Source organism: Pseudomonas sp. TAA207 (assembly GCF_001529285.1).
In the GTDB taxonomy this organism is placed as follows: Bacteria; Pseudomonadota; Gammaproteobacteria; order Pseudomonadales; family Pseudomonadaceae; genus Aquipseudomonas; species Aquipseudomonas weihenstephanensis.
The window spans coordinates 20907-42749 of sequence record NZ_LLWJ01000052.1; the positions used below are offsets into that span (position 1 = coordinate 20907).

Sequence of the window (21843 nt, forward strand, 5' to 3'; positions counted from 1 at the left end):
CTCCCCTGCGAACCTGCGGTTTGCTCTGTTAATGCTCGCTTCACCCGTGGGTCAGCGCGGTAAGTGCTGTGATTGCAGTTCAATCGGGCGCTGCGGGCAACGCGTGTCGTCAGCAAAACCGAGGCTCTGGGTCGGGTGTTCTTGGTAAAAGGCTTCAAATGCTTGCAGCCCCTCATACACGGTTTGCAGGGCTTGTATGTGCTGCATCACGGCCATTTTTTTATCCGCAATGGCCTTGTTTACTACGTCCCACGGCAGTGTCTGGTCTGGCTGGTTTTTTAGCATCGCCTGCATTTCTTTAAGCTTGAAGCCCAGTTGTTGCGCGCATTTGATGAAGCTCAGGCGTTCAACGCTGTGCTCGGTGTACACCCGGTAGGCACCACGGCGTTGTGGGCTGGGTAATAACCCGATGGCTTCGTAGTGACGAATGGTTTTGATGGTGGTGCCCGACAACTGAGCGGCTTTGCCGATGTACATGAAAAATCCCTTTCCAATCGAAGCGCCGGGTATCGCTTAACGCAATGCCAGGGCGCGGGCGTGTTGCAGCCAAGTCTGTCTTTTTGCGGGGGTGGAGTCGAGCAGAGGACCGAACGTCAGGGTCGCAAGCGGTTTGATACCGCAAAACGCCAGCGTGGTTTTGCGAATTTGATTCAAGCCGGGCATTCGATAAACCCACGTGTAGTACCAAGGCGGGGTGTCCATCGTCACCAGCAAATGGGCCGTACGACCGGTGAGGAGTTTGGCGGGGAAGGGGTTGCCTTTTTGGTATTTGAAGGCAAAGCCAGGCAGCAGCACGCGATCAAGAAAGCCCTTCAACAGGGCAGGAACACCGCCCCACCAGATGGGAAAAACCAACACCAGATGTTCGGCCCAGGTGATGTCGGCTTGCGCATGGAGCAGATCAGGCTCCAGCGGCTGAACCTGTCGATACCCTTCATGCAGCACAGGATCAAAGCGCAACGCACCAAGGCGCAGTACACGTACCTCGTGGCCTGCGCTTGTCGCCGACGCGGCATAACAGTCGCTCAGCGCGCTACAAAAACTGTGGGTAGAAGGGTGGCCCAGAATCACCAGCACTCGCTTGCTCATTAAGACACCAACCACAAAGAGGGTCTTGCAGCGTAGAGCCTGCCCCTAGGGGGAGAGTCAAGCGAGTGCCGTGGGCGATTACTCGCTTGCGACCAGCAACTCGGAGAGTGCGTCGGGTTGACTCTTGAACGCCTTGGCAAACACATCGCGGTTTTTCGCCATGTAGATACCGGCTTCTTCAACTTGCTGCTCGCTCAAGGACGGCACCGCTTTTTGCAACACTTCAGCCAGCAACTCTGCCAGTTCAAGCATTTTGTCATGACGGTCAGCTTCGGCTTTATCCATGAACAAACGCTCCAGATCTCGGCTGCTGCGGTATACCACTTCGACGGCCATTTACCACCTCATATGCCTTCACGATAAGTTGTCTTGCGATTACTGTATTTATATACAGCTAAAAGGATAAGCCAATCGCCAGCATTTGAATAGCGGCTTTTTTACTCTAGCTGCAATTGGCGTGTGAAGCGGGGTACACGACGTGTCTAATGGCGGCCTGCCATCTTCTCATTCGTGGTGCTGGCCTTTTTTCTGCATGCAGAAAGTGTCATGAGCATCGCGGATGATCCGTTCGAGTCGTTTCAAGGAGCTGCATCGTGAAAGTGAATAAAGCCGAAAAGCTACGGCGCCAAGTGCATGAACTGGCTGAGTCGATGGGCAATTTGTTTGTCGAAACCTTCCACTACCTGGCGTTGTTCGCCATTGGTGCGGTCACGGCATGGGCCGCCGTGATGGAATTTCTGGGCATGGTGGAGAAGGGCAATATCTCCATCGATGACATCCTGCTGCTGTTTATCTACCTCGAATTGGGCGCCATGGTGGGGATTTATTTCAAGACCAACCACATGCCGGTGCGCTTCCTGATTTATGTGGCGATTACGGCGTTGACCCGTTTGCTGATTTCCAACGTGTCGCATCACAACCCGCCAGACATGGGTGTGGTGTATTTGACCGGCGCCATTTTGCTGCTGGCCTTTGCGATTCTGGTGGTGCGCTATGCCTCGTCGCAGTTTCCGTCGGTGAAGATCGAAAACCCGCACCGCAAGACCGGTGCTGGCTCCGGGGAACATCCTGAGGTCGAGAAGGGCGAGCTGTAAACCCGGCGCAGCAGTACAAAAAAGGGCGGGACTACCTGAGTAGTCCCGCCCTTTTTTTGTGCGTCTTGCCAACTGAATCAGCTGATTTTGTCGAGTTCTTTTTCTTTTTCCAAAAACTCTTCTTCGAGCAAGTCGTCAGCGCTTTCTTTTAACTCTTCTTCACCAAACCCTTCAGCGGGCAGTTTCGCCGAAGGTTTGTTTCGCAGTTTGCCAAACAAGTGCTCAAGTGCGTGTTGCAGTTTTTCGGCAGCGCCTTCGACGGCTCGGTCTACGGAGTCGGCGTCTTCAGTGACGATCAGTGGTTGATGGCCTTTTGGGCGCGCTTCCATTTTGCAGCGCTTGTCGTTTGGCCCTGACTTGCCACCATTCTCATCACTCAGGAAAACATCGACACGGGTGATGTCTTCCTCGAAAAGGTCGAGCCTATCTTTAACAGTGGTGTTTACCCACTCCTCCAGTCGAACGTCATTTTTGATGTGTTTATCGCAATGGACCTGGATTTGCATAGTGCTTCCCTTATTTCAGCGTGCTCGTGTGAGGTCTGACGGCCTTGAGTGGACAAAGGTTCATCGTCATTGCTCAGTCACAGTGTTTGAGCCGATGGACAAATATTTCAAGCTCTATTTTCAGGAAAGATCATATGCCGTGATCGGCGTCAGTCTTCGGTTTGTAGGAAAGGCCCGTGGGTGCGGACCTTTGCCTATTTATATCAAAATGCGACAGATGTCTGTACGTACACCGTGCGCGGCTCTCCCACGTATTTGCCCTTGTTGTTGTCGTCAAACGAGCGGGTGAAGTATTCGTGATTCAGGATGTTTTTAACCCCGACCGCGACGTTCAGGTCCGACAATTGATGCCCGAAGTCATAGCCCACGCGGCTGTTGAACACCATGTAGCCGGGGATTTTGCCGGTGCTGCCGTCAGCACTTTCTTTACGGGTATTGGCGTTATCTGCGAACTGGTCGGTCTGGTAGCTGCTGTCGAGGTTGGCTTTCCATTGGCCCTGGGTATAACCGATACCCAATGTGCCTTTGTTTTTGGAGGAGAACGGCACACGATTGCCCTTGTTCGGGCCGTCTTCGCGGATGGTCGCGTCGACATAAGCGTAGGTGGCATACACGTCAAAACCTGCCAGCGCCGGGGTCAGGCCGTCCAGTGCGTAGTTCACACTGGCCTCGATGCCCTGGTGACGGGTTTTGCCGCGGGCGATCACCGTGTCGGTGGTCTGGTTGCTGTCGTATTGGTTGTTGAAGTTGATGAGAAACGCGCCGATCTCCGCTCGCAGGTTGCCATTGTCGTAGCGTGTGCCCAGCTCCCAGGTGCGGGCTTTTTCCGGCTTGACTTCGCCGCCGCTGACCCGGTTCGGCATTTGGCTGTATTGCACGCTGCCGAACGAACTTTCGGTATTGGCGTAGATATTCCAGCTGTCTGTCACGTGGTACAGCACATTCAAGGCGGGCAGCGGGGTGTTGTAGTCGCCTTTGTATTTAACGTGGGTCAGCAGGTTGGTTTGCTCTTGCTCAATCATTTCGTAGCGAATGCCGGGGGTGAATGTCCACTGACCGATGTCGATCTTGTCATCGATAAAGAACGCATGGGCTTCGGTGGCGCCACGGGTGTCGCGGTCGTTGCGGCTGTTGGTGGTCGGTAACTGGTTGGCCGCAATCGGAGTGCGATAGCGCAACTCATGCCCGGCCTCGCTGATATAGCGATAACCCACGCCGACTTCATGGGCCGTGTTGCCCAGATCAAAGCCTTGGGAGAAGCGGGTTTCAATGCCGCGCACCCAATATTGGCGGGGCGACAAGGACAGGAATGAACCCTGATCCAGATAGCCGCTGCGCAGGGTTTTGGTGAAGAAGCTGTTGACCGTGAATTCGCGGCGATCGTGCTGATAGCGATAACCGAAATTGACCAGCGTGCGACGGCCCCAGAATTTATCGTTCGGGCGTGTCGACTGATACGGGTCTGCCTTGTAGGCCGCTGTACTCAGGCCGCCCGGCATATCGGCTTCGCCGTCGTAGTATTGCGCCATCGCGTGCAGGCTGTTGGCGTCATCGATTTGGTAGTTGCCTTTGAGGATCAAGTCATCGATGCGCGTGTCGCTGTGTTCGCGCCAGTCGCCGCCGCGTGTGCCGGAATACAGCAATGCACCGCCCAGCCCGTTGTCGGCCGTGCCGCCAGCCAGCAGGTTGCCGGTGGTCTTGAAACCGTCATGGCTGGAAGACGGGCTGGTCTCGGTCTGGAAACCGGCCTTGACCGTCGGCTCGTCGGGAATGGCGCGGGTCACGAAGTTGACGATGCCGCCTACGTTTTGCGGGCCATAGCGCACCGCGCCGCCACCGCGCACCACGTCGACGGCGTCCATGTTGCCCATGCTCACGGGCGCAAACGACAGTTGCGGCTGGCCATACGGCGCGAACGGCACGGGGATGCCGTCCATCAGCACCGTGGAGCGGGTGGCCAGGCGCGGGTTGAGGCCACGAATGCCAAAGTTCATGGCCATGTCATGGCTGCCAGTGCCGTTGTTTTCCGGGGCGTTGACGCCGGGGATGCGGTTCAGCACCTCACGGGCCGAGGTGGCGCCCTGGCGCTCGAAGTCTTCGCGGCGGATCACGTCACGTGCACCGGGGTGTTCGAACACGTCCGTCTGTGCGGCGTCACCCAACCAGTCGCCGACCACACTGGAGGCGCCCAACTCAATGCTGGCTGGAGCACTGGCGCGGGTCACCGGTTGCAGGCTGAACGCGCCTTGGCCCTCAGCGCGGGCTTGCAGGCCAGTGCCTTCGAGCAAGGCTTGCAAGCCTTGCTCCGGGCTGTAGTTGCCTTCCAGGCCACGGCTCTGAATGCCACTGGCGGTGGACGAACCAAATGAGATCAGCACCCCGGCTTCGCGACCAAACTGGTTCAAGGCCGCTTCCAGTGAAGTGGGCGCGATGTGATAGGCCCTGGCCTCGGCATACGCCATGGGTAAGGCACCCAGAGTGAGACTGGCACCTAACACTAAACGGGCCAGGCAGGAGAGACGCGAAGGCTGAACGGGCATGAAGTGGTCCTGAGAAGATGAGAATCGAAGTGGCTTACCTTCTCTGTCACGCCAGATGTGAAATCAGCTCAACCGCGCAAAAATAAATCGCACCGTGCGCCAATGAGGGGCTAAACGTTGGATTCAACCGTGACCCAATAGCGGGTAAAGCGCCTGACCCGTACCGGCAGGCTGAGGGGCAACACATCGAGCACGCGCTCGGTATCGTCAATCGGGTAAGTGCCGGAGATCAGCAGGTTGGCGACTTTAGGGTCGCAGTTGAGCTGACCACGACGGTAGCGCCCCAGCTCGGCGAGAAAGTCGCCTAAACGCATATGCGCGGCCACCAGCATGCCGTCGACCCAGGCGCCACTGCCTGCATCCAGTGCGTGCGTCGCATTCCATGCCTTTGCGGTGAAACTCACTTGCTGGCGAGCCTCGACCACCAGCGCACCGCCGCTGTGCGCCACAGGCGATAGTTTTACCTGCCCTGCAAAGACCGCCAATTGAGTGTGGTCACGCAACTGGCGCACATTGAAGCGCGCGCCTTGGGGCTGTAAAAGACCGTGCGCGGTCACAACGTGCAACGGACGCGGATCGTCAGCCACGGTCAGTTGCATCTCGCCTTCAAGCAAACGAATCAGCCGCTGTTGTGCGTCAAAGGTCACGTCCACCGCGCTGGCGGTGTTGAGCTGGATCTGGCTGCCATCGTGCAACTTCACCGTGCGGCGTTGACCCACCGGGCTACTGTAATCGGCCAACAGAGGCGTGATGGGCAGTTGTTGGCGCAGGCCATAAGTCACGGCCGAGCCTGCACCCACTAGCAGCAATAGCTTGAGGGCTTGGCGCCGAGTGCTGCTTTTAGGGGCGTTCAGGGCGGCGTGGACGAGGGGCGAATGCAACCCGCGCAGGCGCTGATTGACCCGTTGAATGTGATCCCACGCACGCTGATGTTCGCTGTGAGCGTCGAGCCAGTGCTCCCACGCCTGCTGACGACGCGGGCTGAGCGCACCGCCCTGCATTTCGACCAGCCAGCTCACCGCTTGCTCAGCCACCTGCGGCGCGATATCCGGGGGATTGTTGAATGTGCCGTTCATAAGGCGAAATAGCAGCGCAGGGCAGCTTTGTTCAAATGGCGTTTGACCGTCGCAATGGAAATGCCCAGTTGCGCGCCGATCTGCGCGTAGCTCAGGCCATCGAGTTGCGCCAGCAAAAACGCGCGTTTGACCGGGGAGGGCAGGCCGTCGAGCAATTGGTCCAGCTCCACCAGGGTTTGCAGGATGATTGCGCGTTCTTCTTCACTCGGCGCGACTGCTTCGGGGAGATCGGCCAGGGCTTGCAGGTAGGCGCGCTCCAGGTCCTGGCGACGGTAGTGATTAAACAGCACGCGCTTGGCGACGGTGGTCAAAAACGCGCGCGGCTCGGTCAGGGTCGGGGTTTCGCGCGCCGTGAGCAGGCGCATGAACGTGTCCTGAGCCAGGTCAGCGGCGCTTTGCGGGCAGCCAAGCTTGCGCCGCAACCAGCCTGTGAGCCAGCTGTGGTGGTCCACATACAGGACCTCAACGTGATTTGACTGCGACAACCAACACTCCGACTGCGCTAAAAACGCTTTAGAGAACAAGAATTGTTCGCATTGTAGGGGTGTGTGATTGCATTGGGCAATCACCCTTGATCAGCAACGTGCGTGCAGGCCGTCATCTGCTTTTGCATATGAGAATATTTATCATTAGTATCGCTTTCCTTTTGAACATCAGCTTGCGACGCCCATGAATCCTCCCGACCTTCAGGAAGGCCCCGACAGCGAATCGCGCCATGGACGTGCGTATTTCCTACAGGTTTTTTTATCCCAACGCTTGCAAATGGAAGCACTGGTCAGCCGCCGCGTGGGTTGTCGCGCGACGGCAGCTGATTTGGTACAGGATTTATTTGTGCGTTTTTGGCGCCGCCCTCTGGTGCAGGTCGAAGAGCTGGGCACCTACCTGCTGCGGTGCGCGGGCAACATCGCGATTGATCATTTACGCAGCGAAGGCTCGCGCGGGCGAATCAACCAGCAGTGGCAGACTGAACCCGATAACCACGGCGGTGAGCCGCAGGCAGCGCTTGAGGCGGGCAACGATTTACGTCAGGTCGAAGCCGCGTTGCGCACCTTGCCCGAGCGCACGCGGCATATCTTTTTGCTTAATCGCATTCATGGCCGTACCTACGCCGACATCGCCAAGGTCATGGGCGTGTCCAAAAGTGCCGTCGAAAAACATATGATGCGCGCCCTTGAAGCCTGCAAGGCCAGCTTGCGTGAGCCACCGACAGGGACAGCGCCGTGATCAACCGTTCGAACATCCCCATTACCGCTGAGCAAGAGCGTACGGCGCTGGCGTGGTTGAGCGTATTGCACGACCAGCCCGACAGCGGCGATCAGGCCACCTTCAGCCGTTGGTTACAGGCAGACCCAGCCCATGCCGAGGCCTACGCTCAGGCGCAAGTGGTGTGGGAATTGACCGAAGTCGCAGGCCGCCAGTTGGCTGATGAAGACGCGTTGGCGATGCAGCGTTACCTGTCAGCCATGAATGAATCCAAACGCAGTCGTGTGTGGCAGTGGTCCAGTGGGCTGGCCGTAGCCGCATGCCTGCTGCTGATGGTTGGCGTGTTTGCCGGGTGGCAGCCAGCACGCTGGGTCGATGATTTGGGCGCCGACTATGTGAGTGCGCCGGGGCAAGTGCGCACCATCACGCTGGTGGACGGCTCGCACATCACACTGGATGCCGACAGCGCCCTCGCGGTGAATTTCAGCGCTGGCGAGCGCCATGTGCAGTTGCGCCGTGGCGCGGCTTTTTTCCATGTCACGCACACGGGCGAGCCGTTTGTAGTCGATGCCCATGAGGGGCAAGCGCGGGTGCTGGGCACTGAGTTTGAAGTGCGTTTGCAGCCCACAGGTGCGCGAGTGACGGTGTTGTCCGGCCGGGTGGGTGTGACGGCTGGCAAAGGCGCGCCGCAGCAGATTCTCACCGCTGACCAGCAAGTGGCATACGGTGCCGGCGTTACGCAGACGCTGCATGCCGCGCACGCTAAAAGTCAGCTGGGGTGGCGAACCGGGTGGCTGACGTATGCAAAAACGCCGCTGGTAGACGTAGTGGCGGACCTCGACCGTTATTTTCCGGGGCACATTGTGTTGCTCAACGCCGAGCTGGGGCGTCGGCGTATCAGTGGCAGTTTCCCCAGCCGCGACCCGCAAGCGGTGCTGGATTCTTTGCAGAGCGTGTTGGGGTTTGAGCAGCACAGCTTGCTTGGACGGGTGATTGTGTTGCGTTGACGCCTTCGCCCATCCCCATCCTCTCCTTTCGGAGTGGGTTGGGATGAAGGAAAAACCGTCACCGCGATTATTTTTCAATCCAGGGTGAGGTAAACCCCTCGCCGATCCGTGTAGTGCTTGAAAATGCGAAAAATTCGCATTACGTAACAGGTCGACACACAGGTCATGAGCATGAAGTCCAAGGCAATGTCAGCGCCAAGCGGTTCGGTTAAACAGTGGTTAGGTGCGTCTGCGTTATTGATGGCCGGTCTGGCATTGGCCCCGTTGAGCGTGGCTGTGGCCGCAGAGGCCACCGCCCATCACACCGAGCGTGAATTTGCCTTCAACCTGCCTGCCGAATCCTTGCCTCAGGCGTTGAATGACTTCAGTCGGCTGACCGGCCTGAGCGTGGTCTACACCGACGAAGCACCGTATGGTTTGCAAGCCCCCGCGCTCAAGGGCCGCATGAGTGCCGAACAGGCATTGCTTACCTTGCTCGCGCAGTCTGGCTTCACGGCCCGACGCACAGACGCTCACACCTTCGCCCTCGAACCCGCGCCGACCGCAGGTGCCTTGAACCTGGGCGCCACCCGCATCACTTCGCTGGCGCAAAACGACACCCGTTATCAGCCCCCCGCCGTGACCTCGGTGATGCGCGGGCAGGGCGACACGCTGCAAATCCCGCAGACCATTAACGTGGTGCCAGCGCAGGTGATCCGCGATCAGGTGCCGCGCAATCTGGACGATGCACTGAACAACATCAGCGGCATCACCCAGGGCAACACGCTGGGCAGCACCCAGGACTCCGTGATGAAACGCGGCTTTGGCGACAACCGCGATGGCTCGATCATGCGCGACGGCATGCCGCTGGTGCAGGGGCGCGCATTGAATGCCACCGCCGAGCGAATCGAAGTGCTCAAAGGCCCGGCCTCGTTGTTGTATGGCATCCAGGACCCCGGCGGGGTGGTCAACGTGGTGAGCAAAAAACCGCAACTGGAGCAGTACAACGCCCTGACGGTGCGCGGCTCAACTTACGGCTCGGGCAAAAACGGCAGCGGTGGCAGCTTTGACAGCACCGGCGCGCTGGGGGATTCGGGGCTGGCGTATCGCATGATCGTAGATCACGAAGATGAGGATTACTGGCGCAATTTCGGCACGCACCGCGAGACCCTGATTGCCCCGTCGCTGGCGTGGTACGGCGACACGACCCAAGTGTTGCTGGCTTACGAACACCGCGAGTTCCTGTCGCCGTTTGACCGGGGCACCGCCATTGATCCTGCGACCAACCACCCGTTGGACATTCCGGCCACACGTCGTCTGGACGAGCCGTTCAACAACATGCAAGGACGCTCGGACCTGTACCGTTTTGAGGTCGATCACGACCTTAGCGATGACTGGAAAACCCACTTCGGCTACAGCTGGAACCGCGAAACCTACGACGCCAGCCAAGTGCGGGTCACGGCGGTCAACCCGAAGACCGGCACCCTCACGCGCAAAATGGACGGCACTCAAGGCGCAATCACCACTGACCGTTTTGCCACGCTCAGCCTGCAAGGCAAGGTGCAGGCGGCAGGTATGCAGCATGACGTGGTGTTCGGGCTGGACGATGAATACCGCAAGATTTACCGCGCCGATTTAATCCGCCAAAACAGCCAATACCCCTTCAGCTACCTCAACCCGGTGTATGGCCGTGAAGTGGCCGGCACCACCGTCAGCGCCAGCGACAGTAACCAGACCGACCTGCTGCGCAGCGATTCGCTCTTTATGCAGGACTCGATTCACCTTACCGACCAATGGATTTTTGTGGCAGGCGGGCGGTTCCAGAAGTACGACCAGTTGGCGGGCAAAGGTCGCCCGTTTACCGCCAACACCGACAACAACGGTCAGAAGTGGATCCCGCGTGCCGGGCTGGTGTATCGCTACACCGACGAGCTGTCGTTCTACACCAGCTACACCGAATCGTTCAAACCCAACTCCACCATCGCCCCGCTGACCGGCGGCGTGGTGCTGGACTCGGCCATCGCACCTGAGCAGTCCAAGTCGTGGGAAGTGGGGGCCAAGCTGGACATGCCGGGGCGCATCACCGGCAACGTGGCGTTGTATGACATTAAAAAACGCAACGTACTGGTGTCCACCACCGTGGGCGAAGACACGGTGTATTCAGCGGCGGGCGAAGTTCGCTCGCGGGGCCTGGAGCTGGACGTCAGTGGCCAGCTCAGCGACCAATGGAGCCTGATTGGCAGCTACGCCTACACCGATGCCGAGGTGACCAAAGACCCTGTCTACAGCGGTATGCGCCTGCAAAACGTGGCCAAAAATAGCGGTTCACTGTCGGCCGTGTATGAGGTCGGCAGCGTGTTTGGCGGCGATAAATTGCGTCTCGGTGCGGGTGCGCGGTATGTCGGCGAACGTGCAGGGGACGCCCTCAACGACTTCGACCTGCCGGGCTACACGGTGGCCGATGCGTTTGCGACCTACGACACGCAGGTAGAAGGGCAAAAGGTCAAATTGCAACTCAACATCAAAAACCTGTTCGACCGCACGTACTACACCTCGGCGGCCAGTCGCACCTTCGTTTCGATGGGCGACTCGCGGCAAGTGTCCGTGGCCAGCACGCTGGAGTTTTAACTCGCTGCACCGCCTTGTGCTGCGACTGCGGGTTTATGGTCTGAACGCCGCGCGGTATTCGCCCGGCGTACCGCCCAGCGTGTGTTTAAACCGGTTGGTGAAGTGGCTGGCGCTGGCGAAACCGCAACTCAGTGCGATTTCGCCCAATGCCAGCGAGCTGTGCCGCAGTAATGAGCGCGCTCGACTCAAGCGCCGCGCCAGCACGTATTGATGCGGTGCCACACCAAAGCTTTCACGAAACATGCGCGCAAAGTGATAAGGCGACAGCGCGCACTGCGCCGCTAACTGGCCGATGCTTAACGGCTCGGCCAGTTGCTGTTCGATGGTGTCCACCAACTGGCGGCGCTGATACGCCGCCAGTCCGCCCTTGAGTTGCAAACCCTCGCGTAACCCCACCTGGCTCAGTACAGCGTGGTCGAGCAATTCGTTGGCCAGGCTGCTGGTGAGCATACGCTCGCCCGGTTCAGTCCAGTTCATCTGCAGCAATTGATGAAAGCGCATGGTTTGCTGCGCATCGTCCAGAAACGTGTACTCACGCAATTGCAGCGTGCGCGGTTCTTTATCGAGCAGGCTGATGCAACCGAGGGCGAATTGCGCCTGACTGACATACACATGGGCCAGACGGATTTCGCCATTGATGACCCATGCCGATTGGTGCTCGGCAGGCAACACGCAAAGTTTGCCCGGTGCGCCCCGGGCGCTGGGTTGCTCACGCCGAAACGTACCGGTGCCGCCCGAGATGTAGCACGACAGGGTGTGATGGGTGGGCGCTTCATAGTCGCGGGCATCGTGATGGTTGGTCCACAAAGCGGCGGCCATGCCGTCACCCAGCTCGGCGCAGTGCTCAAGGCGAGCATTGGGCGAGCGGCTCATGGACTGAAACACTTGCAGGGTGTCGAACGCGGTCATGGTCATTTCTCCAACGTCTTGCATCCTACTCTGCCGCGTCAGCGCCGCCAGCCCCCGAGCGACAAAAGCGCAAGAATCTGCAAGTGCCCGGGCAGGGCGCGATTCACACTGAAGGTCATCTTCAGGAGCGTGCCATGAACCTATCTTTGTATCTTTTGACCGTGCTGATTTGGGGCACCACCTGGCTGGCGCTCAAGTTGCAGTTGGGGGTGGTGGCGATTCCCGTGTCGATTGTGTACCGCTTCGGTCTGGCGGCGCTGGTGCTGTTTGTGTTGCTGCTGCTCACGCGCAAATTGCAGGTGATGACCCGGCGCGGGCACCTGATTTGCCTGGCGCAGGGGGTGTGCCTTTTTTGTGTCAACTTCATGTGCTTTTTAACGGCCAGTCAGTGGGTGACCACCGGTTTGATCGCCGTGGTGTTTTCTACCGCCACACTATGGAACGCGCTGAATGCGCGAATTTTCTTCAAGCAAAAAATCGCCCGCAACGTGTTGCTCGGCGGTGGTTTGGGGTTGCTGGGGCTGGGTTTTTTATTCTGGCCGGAACTGAGTGCCCACACCGCGACCCCGGACACCTTGCTCGGGTTGGGCCTGGCCTTGCTCGGTACGATGTGTTTTTCGGCGGGCAATATGTTGTCGAGCCTGCAACAAAAGGCCGGGCTTAAACCGCTGACCACCAACGCGTGGGGCATGCTTTACGGTGCCAGCCTGCTGGCGCTGTACTGCGTGTTCAGCGCCATTCCCTTCACCATGGAATGGAGCACGCGTTACATCGGTTCGTTGTTGTACCTGGTGATACCGGGTTCGGTGATTGGCTTTACCGCGTATTTGACCCTGGTCGGGCGCATGGGGCCGGAGCGGGCCGCCTATTGCACGGTGCTGTTCCCGTTGGTGGCGCTGAACGTGTCGGCCTTCGCCGAAGGCTATCAATGGACGGCACCGGCCTTGGCGGGGCTGGTGCTGGTGATGCTCGGCAACGTGCTGGTGTTTCGCAAACCCAGGCGTGTCATGCCCGACGACAAGGCGGCCCAGTTGGCGTAACGGGGTTGAGCGAGGTAGTACATATCTAACGTTTTAAACCGGGTCAGGTCGTTAATCTCAAGGTTTACCACCCAGAGTACGGCCTATGAACCCGTCAGATAATGAAGCTCTCTCCCTGTTTACCTCTGCGTCAGAATGGGTAGATGGCCGTGTGCTGGATAGTTTGCGTCAGTCAATCACGGGTCAACTGGCCTCACTCACACAGGCCGAGCAACTTCGATACCGTCAACTGGTGCGTCAGCATTTGGCGGCGTTAAAGAACCTTGAAAACGAAGACAGCGCGATCAAGGAGGCATTTAAAACCCAAGGCACGGGCTTGATCCGGGCTCGGCTGTTAGCGCTGACGGGCAAAGACCTGGACCCCCATCAAGTCTTTATACACACCCGGTTTCTCGCCCTGCCACAACGCTCTTCTGCGTTGGCGACGCGATTAAAACGCTCTGTCGCAGCGCCGCAGGATGGCGGTGAGGCAGAGGTCTTGCCTGAGCCGCAGGCGATTCGAGATGAACATGCTCCCCTGGTTCATGTGCTTAGCATGAGTCTGTGGCAAGCCGCGTGTGTGAACTTTGGCTTTTTGTCTTATTTCGCCAGTTTCAGAAGTGGCAGTTTGATAAACGCCAGCTATATCAATGCCTCTGCCGGGACCGACTTACGGCAACCTCAAATTCCCGAGTCCATTGATTCAACCTCAATCATTTCCGTCAGAACATTTGTTGACGTGGCACGTGAGCTGAATCTGGGGGTCAAACTTCGCGAGCAACTTGAGGCGTCCATGGCCGAAGGTGCTGTGTTGCAGACGCTTTTGCGCACCTATACAAAAGCCCACCTACAGTTTTGTTTGCTGGATTTATACCGAAGGTCCGCTCGCCCCCCCAGCGTGCGCGCAAATATCCGGGCCCTGAGTGACGTGCTTGATCACCCATTGGGCCGTTTGCGTGTTACGCCAATTGTGCTGACAAAAAAATTCAAAGCCTCGGAGTATTGGCTGGGTCATGGTTTTCGTGTGCAAACCGGACTGACTCTCTCGAATCGTCCCGCGCCTGAATTTGAGTGGGAAGAGCATCACATTCATATTCCGCTCTATCAGATTGAGTACGTGGGCGGGCAGGGTCTGTTCAGCTTTTTTCCGGGGCGACCCGACGGCGAGTTGCGTTTGCACGACAGTCAAAGTCATTTGATTGCTGATTTCAGGGCGCAACTGCTCAAGGCGCGGGCTGACAATACGCTGGGCTGGTTTGAAGCGCATTTGACCGCTCCCTTCTACGAGAAGCTGACCGCGGTTATTCCTGACGTCATTGACGCGACCAACTTCAACTTCATTGGCCGACTGCCCCACCTCAAACGTGGCTGGATCCCCTTCGACGAATTGGGCTTCAAGCCAATGAGTGTCCGTACGTCGCTGGAAGATACGCTGCACACCTTCACCTGCGAGCAATACCTCTACCGCCTCAAGCAAATGGCGGTAGAGAAGTCGGTCAAGGACTGGGAGGACGTGAGGACGGTGGCCAGCGTATTCCTTGACGAAGTGTCGAGCCTCTTATTGATACCGGTCCCCGGCGCCACAAAGGGGTTATCGCGGGCGATTCAATTTTTGTTTCTCGGGGCGACCGCCCGCAGTGCATTCAGCGCATTGCAGCAAGCCAGTCAGAGCGACTCTGCGGGGCTGGCACAGACGCTGGTCGATGCGCTGGATATTCTGATTACGCCATGGTTGAACTCAAAGGCAGGCCGACTGGCACACCGCAGGCAGTTAAAGCTGTTGCACAGCATGGGGCAGCCCCGACCCTATGTTCGCAGTGACGGGACCACCGATGTATGGATGAGCGACCCCGCCCGATTTGCCCCCGTGCCTCAGGACGTCACTCAGAATATGGCGCTCGATGAGCGCGGCATTTACCGGCACGAGGCGCGTGATTATGTATTTCTCGAAAAAGACGGGCGCCAATCGGTCGTGGAAGTTGTACGCAATCCGGATGGCACCTGGCGCGCGATCACCAGCGTAAATGCGGCGTCATATCGGCCGCAGGTGGAGTGGGATGCCACGCAACAGCGTTGGTCTCTCAAAAACCATGACCCAAGCAATTTAAGCGATGCTCAGTTTTTATCCATGCTCACCCCAGGTTTGACTGAGCAGTCGGCCCAGGTCGCGTTGGGTATCAGCGCTGTGACGCGAAGCCAGTTGCAAGGCATGTGGGCAGGAGATGCGGCCCCGGCTTCGCTGGCGGATGCGGTGACCAGGGCCCTTGCAGACACGTTGCTTGAACGTTGCGCGCAACGTTTAAGTCATGATGTGCAGTCTTCCTCCGTCATTGAGCGGCCTGTGCTGGCGCTAATGACCCAACTCGACGATTGGCCTAAAGACAAGCGTTTGCGTGTGTTTGATCACGACGGCCATTTGAACGATACGTATGGACAGTCATGGCGGGAGGGCAGTGCTTCAAACACGTTGGACATCAGGCGTCTGGATGATGGCGTGCTGGTATTGAACCGGCCTTCGGTGTTGAAAGCGTTTGATGAGGATTTTTTTAGCGCAGTCATCCGGGAACTCTCGTTACCGACCACTAAAACGCAGTTGGTCACGTTACTCTCGACACAACTCCAAACCCATAAGGCCGCATTATTTAATGCCCTGACCCTCAACGCTGATCGCCTCCCGGCGAGCGGTGTGGCCAGTAGCCTGGACCTCAACTTCCTTGCGCTGGAGTCGCCAAGAAAGGCACCGCCGTTACCCGTCATGCACCGGCTGCGGGATTTGCATGCGGGCCTGTCACAGGCTCGATGTGGCGAATTGATACGCGCTTATCCCGAGCTTGTACGCTACATGGCCCACCTTGATGAGAGCCGTGCACCGCGTGTCGCCTCTGAGGTTTACCACCTGCCTGACACGCTATACAACGCGATCCGCCAGGCCATCTTCACGGCCCGGGTCGAACGCATGCTGGATGGTATTTACCACCCGCGGGCGTTTAACCCGGATGTCGATCAATGGTCGCGTATCGTCAGCGCAGGTTTGATCAAAGAGTGGCTGGGTGCTGAGCTGATCATTGACGTGAGCGGTATAGATGGGGGGGCAGCGGCCTACAGGTACAGCAACACGGCATGGGTGCTCACCGCCCATGGTCAAGGCAAGTACTCGGCATATGACACCCACACCTATGCGCCTATCCCGGCGATAGAGGGCCCGGACAGTTTTTTTGAAGCTTTGATCGCAGGGTATAAAGCCTCCCCGGTACACGACACACGGCTCAGCGATTATTTGTTGACGGCACAGGGCTGGCGCACATTTGTGTGCAAGCGGCTTATGGCACAACGATCAGCGCAGGGGTTCCTTGATCCCAAGCGCCCGCAGGTCAAGAGCTATGCATTAAAGGACCCACGCGCCGTAGCGGATGTCCGCCCTGACGCCCAAGGCAGGTACACCCTCAATAATGCCCCGGCCATCGTCATTGACGGTCATTGCTATCAAGTGCAATCGCCATTCAATGGCGTTGTCGCCTCAATCATTGATGCCACCTGTTTTGCCAAGGCACCGATACGTGCGTATGGCAATGGTGCTGGCGCATGGCGCCATCAATTTGAACGGCCTCTGGAGTGGGACGGACAGTATTTGTTCAGGCGCCTGGGGTATGGCGCCTCGCACTTTGACGCCGATCAAATCACGGCCATTTTGCACACCAGCGGTACGACTGAAGAGAGGCTGAGGCGAGTACATGTCAACGACGAACAACCCCCGCCGTTACTGCTCGATACACAGCAACGCTTCAAGCTCGTACGCAGCCTTGAAATCTTGCTGTCCAAGCGGGCGAGCGATGCTGAGGGTTCCTTTTTCAATGACATCAAAAACGCGTTTGAAGGGCCGGAACAGCAGGGCGTGATGGCGCCTTTAACCGTCGAGCAGTTACAGGCATTCAGGCCGTTACTAAAACCGGGTGACCGCTTTTATGACGTACTGAGCCAAACCCCGCATGACGTGGTGTATGCGCACGTGCTTTACCACCATTTGACGCGGTCTGAAGGCCTCGTGACGCCTGCTCTGTTTGACCTCATCGCTGAGCTTTCCGAGCGCCAGCCTGACCCTTCGGTGGCGTTAATCATGCGTGTGTTCCCAAGCCTGCCAGGCTGCATCGCCACAGACCTGGTGCAGAGTGCGAGCCCCTTTGAACGGGCGCAGATGAAAGATCAGGGGCGGGTGCCCTTGCGCCTGGCGCAAGAAGCGCGATGGTATGCGCGCGAGCTACGGATCAACCGGGCCATTGAAGGCTTTTATCTACCGGGCCTGCAAAATAACGACAGTGTGAAGTTAATGATGCACTGGCTCGCAAAGCATCCAGGGTGGCCAGCCAGCGTCAAGATCAACGTGCATGAGGGCTCTCCTGGCGGGAACTTGATCAGTACGTTGGGGCCTGACAGTGCGGCTGTGCAGGTTACGATTTTGAAAACACAGCAGGGCTGGCACGCATCACGGGCTTCAGATAACGCTGAGAGTGTCCGGGGGCACGATTTTTTCAGCGTGCTGTTGGCGGCCCTGCCCACTCACGAGCGTCAAGCATTGGGTTATACCGATGAAAGCGCAGCCGTATTGCTCAAGGAGCAGTTGACGTTAAAAGCTGCCGAGAATCGTGATTCGGCGTTTCAAGCCCTTGGCATGGTTTTACCTCAACCGTGGTTTTTGCCTCCCCGGCGATTGGCCGACGGGCGTATCGGCTACACACTCAGTGGCCGGGGAGAAGCAAGCGAGCGTTGGTTAGGCGACCTTCCATTAATCAGGCGCTATCAAAACCTCTACCCCGCCAGCCCCCCAGACGAGGCGCAGCGGGCCATTAACAGGATGCGTGAACGCAGATTGAACATTGGCGCCGAATTTACTCGACTCGAAGCCGAGTTCACGGTGTTGGAGCAGCAACTCAAAGAATGGGTGTCACACACGCCTGAGACTCAGACGGGGGATGCAGGTACCCGCAATCATAAGGCCGGAGTTGCCCAAGCACTGGTGCGCGCGTGGCGTAAAGAAACCCCTGCCTTTACGAATGAAGCCGGGGCGATTGTGGGGTACACCCTGGTGCTGGAAGGAACACGGGTTGCCACCTTGCCGGTCCCGACTGCGGGCTTTGGGCATATCAGGCAGTTGGTCCTGAACGATTCGCGGGTGGGTGCCGGAGTGGGGCTGGGGGTGACTGAAAATATCAATCAGTTCCTGCGTTGCTTCCCAAGGTTGAGCGTATTGAAAATGGAGCGCTGCCTCCTGTCGGGCTTTCCTGAGGCCATTGGCCAGCTTGAAAACCTGATTGAATTGTCACTTTCCTACAATGCTATCCGTTTGGATGAAGCCAATCTAAACGCGTTAACCAGGCTGGTCAGGTTGCAGCGTCTGAACCTTAAAGGCTGCAGGTTATCGACAAGATTCGATGCTCGAAATCTGACCGCCTTGCGCGTATTAAACCTCGCCAATACCGAAACGGAGACCTGGCCACTGGGTGCTTTGCAATTGGCCCACCTCACGCGCCTGGATTTAACCGATAACCACATTCGCGTGCTACCGCCCGCTGTACTGCAAGGTTCTGAGGCCATCAATCGCATTACCTTTTTGCAAGGCAACCGGTTGGAACCTGCCGCTTTGCGTGAGTTGCACGCTTACCAGAGGCGCACCGGTATCAGTTTTGGCCTGCATCACATTGCCGATCACCCGTCACTGCTGCCGTTTGACCGCCAAGTCTGGCTCAATGGGCTTGATCCACGCGTAAGGACAGTCCGGCAGCAGGAATGCGAGTTGCTGCAAGCGGATCCCAAGGCAGAGGCCTTTTTTGAATTACTTGGCCGGTTGACCACTACGGCTGACTTTACCAATGCCCCGCACGATCTGGCCCTGCGTGTTCAGTCACTGCTCCACGCCGCCGCCCTTGACGAGGGCCTGCGCAGCGCACTCTTTGAGTTGGCAGCCGAGCCCAGGCAGTGCTGTGATTCAGTTGCGATGCTATTTAGCAGGCTGGAGCTGCAAGTACACGTCAGTGCTGCCCTGGCCTCTGATGATCCGGTGCAGGCTGAACTCAATCTTGCGCGCCTCATACGCGGGGAGTTTCGCGGGCATCAGCTGGATCGCCTGGCAGGCGAGGAAGTGAGAAAAAGAGGCGGGGCCGAAGCGGTGGATGAGCTTGAAATAGCCCTTTTTTACCGACTTCAATTAACCGATGAGTTGCAGTTGCCAGCGCAACCCAAACACATGCGGTTCAATACCCTTGGCGCCGTAGAAACCCATGTGATTGAACGGGCGCGAGATGCTGTGCTGGTCCTGGAGGGGGGCGAGTTGATGATCCATTACATGACCCTGAATCAGTTTTGGGTCGGCTTTTTGGAGACGCGTTACGCCGATCGGTTTGAGGCGTTGAATAGCGCAAAGGCTGAAATTGATTTTGAGGCAATGGGCGATATCGAGAATGAGCACTACACCGCGACCGTGGACAACTTCGAGAGTTGGAAGCGAGAGCGCCAGGTCTTGCTTAATGGCTTGACTCACTCCGCGCTGGCCAGGCTGACGTGATTTAAACCAACCCCGGCGCCTTGATATCAAGGCGCCGCAACCGCATCAGGCTGTCCACACCTGCGGGTTCACCAGATCCTGCGGACGCTCACCGAGCAATGCGCTGCGCAGGTTAGCCAGCGCGCGATTGGCCATCGCTTCGCGGGTTTCATAGGTGGCCGAACCAATGTGCGGCAGGGTGACGGCGTTTTTGAGCTGGAACAATGGCGATTGAGCCAGTGGCTCTTTCTCGTACACATCCAGCCCGGCACCGCGAATCGTAGCGTTTTGCAGGGCCTGGATCAGCGCCGGTTCGTCCACCACCGGACCACGGGAAATGTTCACCAGAATCGCGCTTGGCTTCATCAGTGCCAATTCGCGCTGGCCGATCAGGTGTTTGGTTTTGTCGCTCAATGGCACCACCAGGCACACGAAATCAGCTTCGGCCAGCAGTTGGTCGAGGCTGCGGTATTGCGCGGCCAACTCCTGCTCAAGCGCCGTCTTGCGGCTGTTGCCGCTGTAGAGGATGGGCATGTTGAAACCGAAATGGCCACGGCGTGCCACAGCGGCGCCAATGTTGCCCATGCCGACGATGCCCAGGGTTTTACCGTGCACATCGCACCCGAAAAGAGCGGGCGGAACGCTGGCTTGCCATTGACCGGCCTTGGTCCAGGCGTCGAGTTCAGCCACCCGGCGGGCGCTGCTCATGATCAGGGCGAAAGCCAGGTCGGCGGTGCTTTCGGTGAGCACATCCGGGGTGTTGGTGAGCATGATCCCGCGTTCGTTGAAGTAATCGACGTCGTAGTTGTCGTAACCCACCGACACGCTGGACACCACCTCCAACTGTTTGGCGTTTTCCAGTTGCTGGCGCCCCAATTTGCGGCCGACGCCGATCAAGCCATGGGCGTGAGGCAGGGCGTCGTTGAACTGCTGGTTGATATCGCCGAGTTTGGGGTTGGGTGCGATGACGTTGAAGTCCTGTTGCAGGCGCTCGATCATCTCGGGGGACACACGGCTAAAGGCGAGAACAGTTTTTTTGGTGCTGGGAAGGCTCATCGGAACAAGACTCATCGGCTGTCGGGAATGCAAGCACGCTAACATTCATGGCTGAAGATTGCAGCGCCTCAACCCCTCTCCCGCAGGAGAGGGTTGGGGTGAGGGCCGCGACTCAACTATATGTCGCGAGTTCTGTCTGGTGCGCGGTCAAGATTTCTGGCAACGAGCCACGCAGGTATTCCACCCACGTCTTGATCTTCGCATCCAGGTATTGGCGCGACGGGTAGATGGCGTAGAGGTTCAGTTCATGGGAGCGGTATTGGGGCAGCATGCGCACCAGTGTGCCGTTGCGCAAACCGTCGATAGCCGCATACACCGGCAACACGCCCACACCCATGCCACTGGTGATCGCGGTTTTCATCGCGTCCGCCGAGTTGACCAAAAACGGCGAGGTGTTGATCAACACCATTTCTTGACCTTCAGGGCCGTCGAACACCCATTTATCCAGCGGAATCACCGGGCTGACCAGCCGCAGGCAGGCGTGGTTGAGCAGGTCGCTGGGCTTGGTGGCGGTGCCGTTGGCTTTTACGTAACCCGGCGAGGCGCACACGATGCTGTAGGTAATGCCCAGACGCTGGGACACAAAACCCGAGTCCGGCAGTTCGCTGGCCAGCACGATGGACACGTCATAGCCTTCGTTGAGCAAGTCCGGCACGCGGTTGGCCAGGGTCAGGTCGAACGTCACGTCCGGGTGGGTCTTGCGATAGCGCGCAATGGCGTCGATCACAAAGTGCTGACCGATGCCGGTCATGGTGTGTACTTTCAACTGCCCGGCAGGACGAGAATGAGCGTCGCTGGCCTCGGCTTCGGCTTCTTCTACATAAGCCAGAATCTGCTCGCAACGCAGCAAATAACGTTTACCGGCCTCAGTCAAAGCGATGCGCCGGGTGGTGCGGTTCAATAGTCGAGTTTGCAGGTGGGCCTCAAGGTTTGAGACCGCGCGCGACACGTTGGCGGTGGTGGTATCCAGCATGGCGGCAGCGGCCGTAAAACTTCCGGCTTCGGCCACGCAACTGAACGCGCGCATGTTTTGCAAGGTGTCCATGGGGTGCTCTCAGAGGGCAATAAAAGGGACAGCAATAAAGTAGACAGCAACAAATTGTGACATGAAGTTTCAGTGTTTACCGAGGGTTATGCATTCGACCAACGGATTATCCTGATAACGGTAATAAAGATTCACAGTTATGCCAGCTTATCGTTGC

General features: G+C 58.0%; 16 protein-coding genes. 6 read left to right on the forward strand and 10 right to left on the reverse strand.

Annotated elements, in window-relative coordinates; translation table 11 throughout:
- Positions 1 to 51: 51 nt before the first annotated feature.
- The 3 genes from AP059_RS03560 to AP059_RS03570 all read right to left on the reverse strand — a co-directional run bounded on the left by AP059_RS03560 (position 52) and on the right by AP059_RS03570 (position 1425).
- Positions 52 to 477: a MerR family transcriptional regulator gene (locus AP059_RS03560; RefSeq protein WP_082706736.1), complete on the reverse strand. Its 426-nt coding sequence runs from the start codon at positions 475 to 477 to the stop codon at positions 52 to 54.
- 36 nt (positions 478 to 513) lie between these two features.
- On the reverse strand, positions 514 to 1089 hold the full coding sequence (locus tag AP059_RS03565) for an NAD(P)H-dependent oxidoreductase (protein ID WP_059761922.1): 576 nt from the start codon (positions 1087 to 1089) through the stop codon (positions 514 to 516).
- A gap of 78 nt (positions 1090 to 1167) precedes the next feature.
- The gene (locus tag AP059_RS03570) at positions 1168 to 1425 is read right to left on the reverse strand and encodes a YebG family protein (protein ID WP_048363204.1); all 258 of its coding nucleotides are present in this window, start codon (positions 1423 to 1425) and stop codon (positions 1168 to 1170) included.
- A 257-nt stretch (positions 1426 to 1682) separates the two neighbouring features.
- On the opposite strand from AP059_RS03570, the gene AP059_RS03575 reads away from it, so the two are divergent.
- The gene (locus tag AP059_RS03575) at positions 1683 to 2183 is read left to right on the forward strand and encodes a phosphate-starvation-inducible protein PsiE (RefSeq protein WP_048363205.1); all 501 of its coding nucleotides are present in this window, start codon (positions 1683 to 1685) and stop codon (positions 2181 to 2183) included.
- A 77-nt stretch (positions 2184 to 2260) separates the two neighbouring features.
- Here AP059_RS03575 and AP059_RS03580 read toward each other — a convergent pair whose 3' ends face one another.
- The 4 genes from AP059_RS03580 to AP059_RS03595 all read right to left on the reverse strand — a co-directional run bounded on the left by AP059_RS03580 (position 2261) and on the right by AP059_RS03595 (position 6790).
- A complete protein-coding gene (locus tag AP059_RS03580) occupies positions 2261 to 2689 on the reverse strand; it encodes an HPF/RaiA family ribosome-associated protein (RefSeq protein ID WP_059761921.1) in 429 nt (142 codons plus the stop codon).
- Positions 2690 to 2892: 203 nt separating this feature from the next.
- Positions 2893 to 5229 (reverse strand): TonB-dependent Fe(3+) dicitrate receptor FecA, encoded by a 2337-nt coding sequence (gene fecA, locus AP059_RS03585; RefSeq protein WP_059761920.1) that lies wholly within the window; start codon positions 5227 to 5229, stop codon positions 2893 to 2895.
- Between the two features lie 110 nt (positions 5230 to 5339).
- Positions 5340 to 6305: a FecR domain-containing protein gene (locus tag AP059_RS03590; RefSeq protein WP_059761919.1), complete on the reverse strand. Its 966-nt coding sequence runs from the start codon at positions 6303 to 6305 to the stop codon at positions 5340 to 5342.
- Positions 6302 to 6790: a sigma-70 family RNA polymerase sigma factor gene (locus AP059_RS03595; protein WP_059761918.1), complete on the reverse strand. Its 489-nt coding sequence runs from the start codon at positions 6788 to 6790 to the stop codon at positions 6302 to 6304. Before AP059_RS03595 ends, AP059_RS03590 begins: the two co-directional genes overlap by 4 nt.
- 184 nt (positions 6791 to 6974) lie before the next feature.
- Here AP059_RS03595 and AP059_RS03600 point away from each other — a divergent pair, with 184 nt between their 5' ends.
- The 3 genes from AP059_RS03600 to AP059_RS03610 all read left to right on the forward strand — a co-directional run bounded on the left by AP059_RS03600 (position 6975) and on the right by AP059_RS03610 (position 11122).
- A complete protein-coding gene (locus tag AP059_RS03600) occupies positions 6975 to 7529 on the forward strand; it encodes an RNA polymerase sigma factor (RefSeq protein WP_059761917.1) in 555 nt (184 codons plus the stop codon).
- Positions 7526 to 8515, forward strand: coding sequence for a FecR family protein (locus AP059_RS03605; RefSeq protein ID WP_059761916.1), 990 nt, complete (start codon positions 7526 to 7528; stop codon positions 8513 to 8515). Before AP059_RS03600 ends, AP059_RS03605 begins: the two co-directional genes overlap by 4 nt.
- Positions 8516 to 8686: 171 nt before the next feature.
- Entirely contained in the window at positions 8687 to 11122 is a 2436-nt protein-coding gene (locus AP059_RS03610; RefSeq protein ID WP_059761915.1) for a TonB-dependent siderophore receptor, read from the forward strand.
- 33 nt (positions 11123 to 11155) lie between these two features.
- Here the strand turns inward: AP059_RS03610 and AP059_RS03615 are convergent, their stop codons facing one another.
- Entirely contained in the window at positions 11156 to 12031 is an 876-nt protein-coding gene (locus tag AP059_RS03615; RefSeq protein WP_059761914.1) for an AraC family transcriptional regulator, read from the reverse strand.
- A gap of 134 nt (positions 12032 to 12165) precedes the next feature.
- On the opposite strand from AP059_RS03615, the gene AP059_RS03620 reads away from it, so the two are divergent.
- Both AP059_RS03620 and AP059_RS03625 read left to right on the forward strand, forming a co-directional pair.
- Positions 12166 to 13071: a DMT family transporter gene (locus AP059_RS03620; RefSeq protein WP_059761913.1), complete on the forward strand. Its 906-nt coding sequence runs from the start codon at positions 12166 to 12168 to the stop codon at positions 13069 to 13071.
- A gap of 85 nt (positions 13072 to 13156) precedes the next feature.
- Positions 13157 to 19606 carry an NEL-type E3 ubiquitin ligase domain-containing protein gene (locus AP059_RS03625; protein WP_059761912.1) on the forward strand — a complete coding sequence of 2150 codons (6450 nt, stop codon included), beginning with the start codon at positions 13157 to 13159 and terminating at the stop codon, positions 19604 to 19606.
- Positions 19607 to 19651: 45 nt separating this feature from the next.
- On the opposite strand, the gene AP059_RS03630 is transcribed toward AP059_RS03625, so the two are convergent.
- Together AP059_RS03630 and AP059_RS03635 are read right to left on the reverse strand one after the other, a co-directional pair.
- Positions 19652 to 20641 carry a 2-hydroxyacid dehydrogenase gene (locus AP059_RS03630; protein ID WP_059761911.1) on the reverse strand — a complete coding sequence of 330 codons (990 nt, stop codon included), beginning with the start codon at positions 20639 to 20641 and terminating at the stop codon, positions 19652 to 19654.
- 112 nt (positions 20642 to 20753) lie between these two features.
- Positions 20754 to 21686 carry a LysR family transcriptional regulator gene (locus AP059_RS03635; protein WP_059761910.1) on the reverse strand — a complete coding sequence of 311 codons (933 nt, stop codon included), beginning with the start codon at positions 21684 to 21686 and terminating at the stop codon, positions 20754 to 20756.
- Positions 21687 to 21843 lie beyond the last annotated feature (157 nt).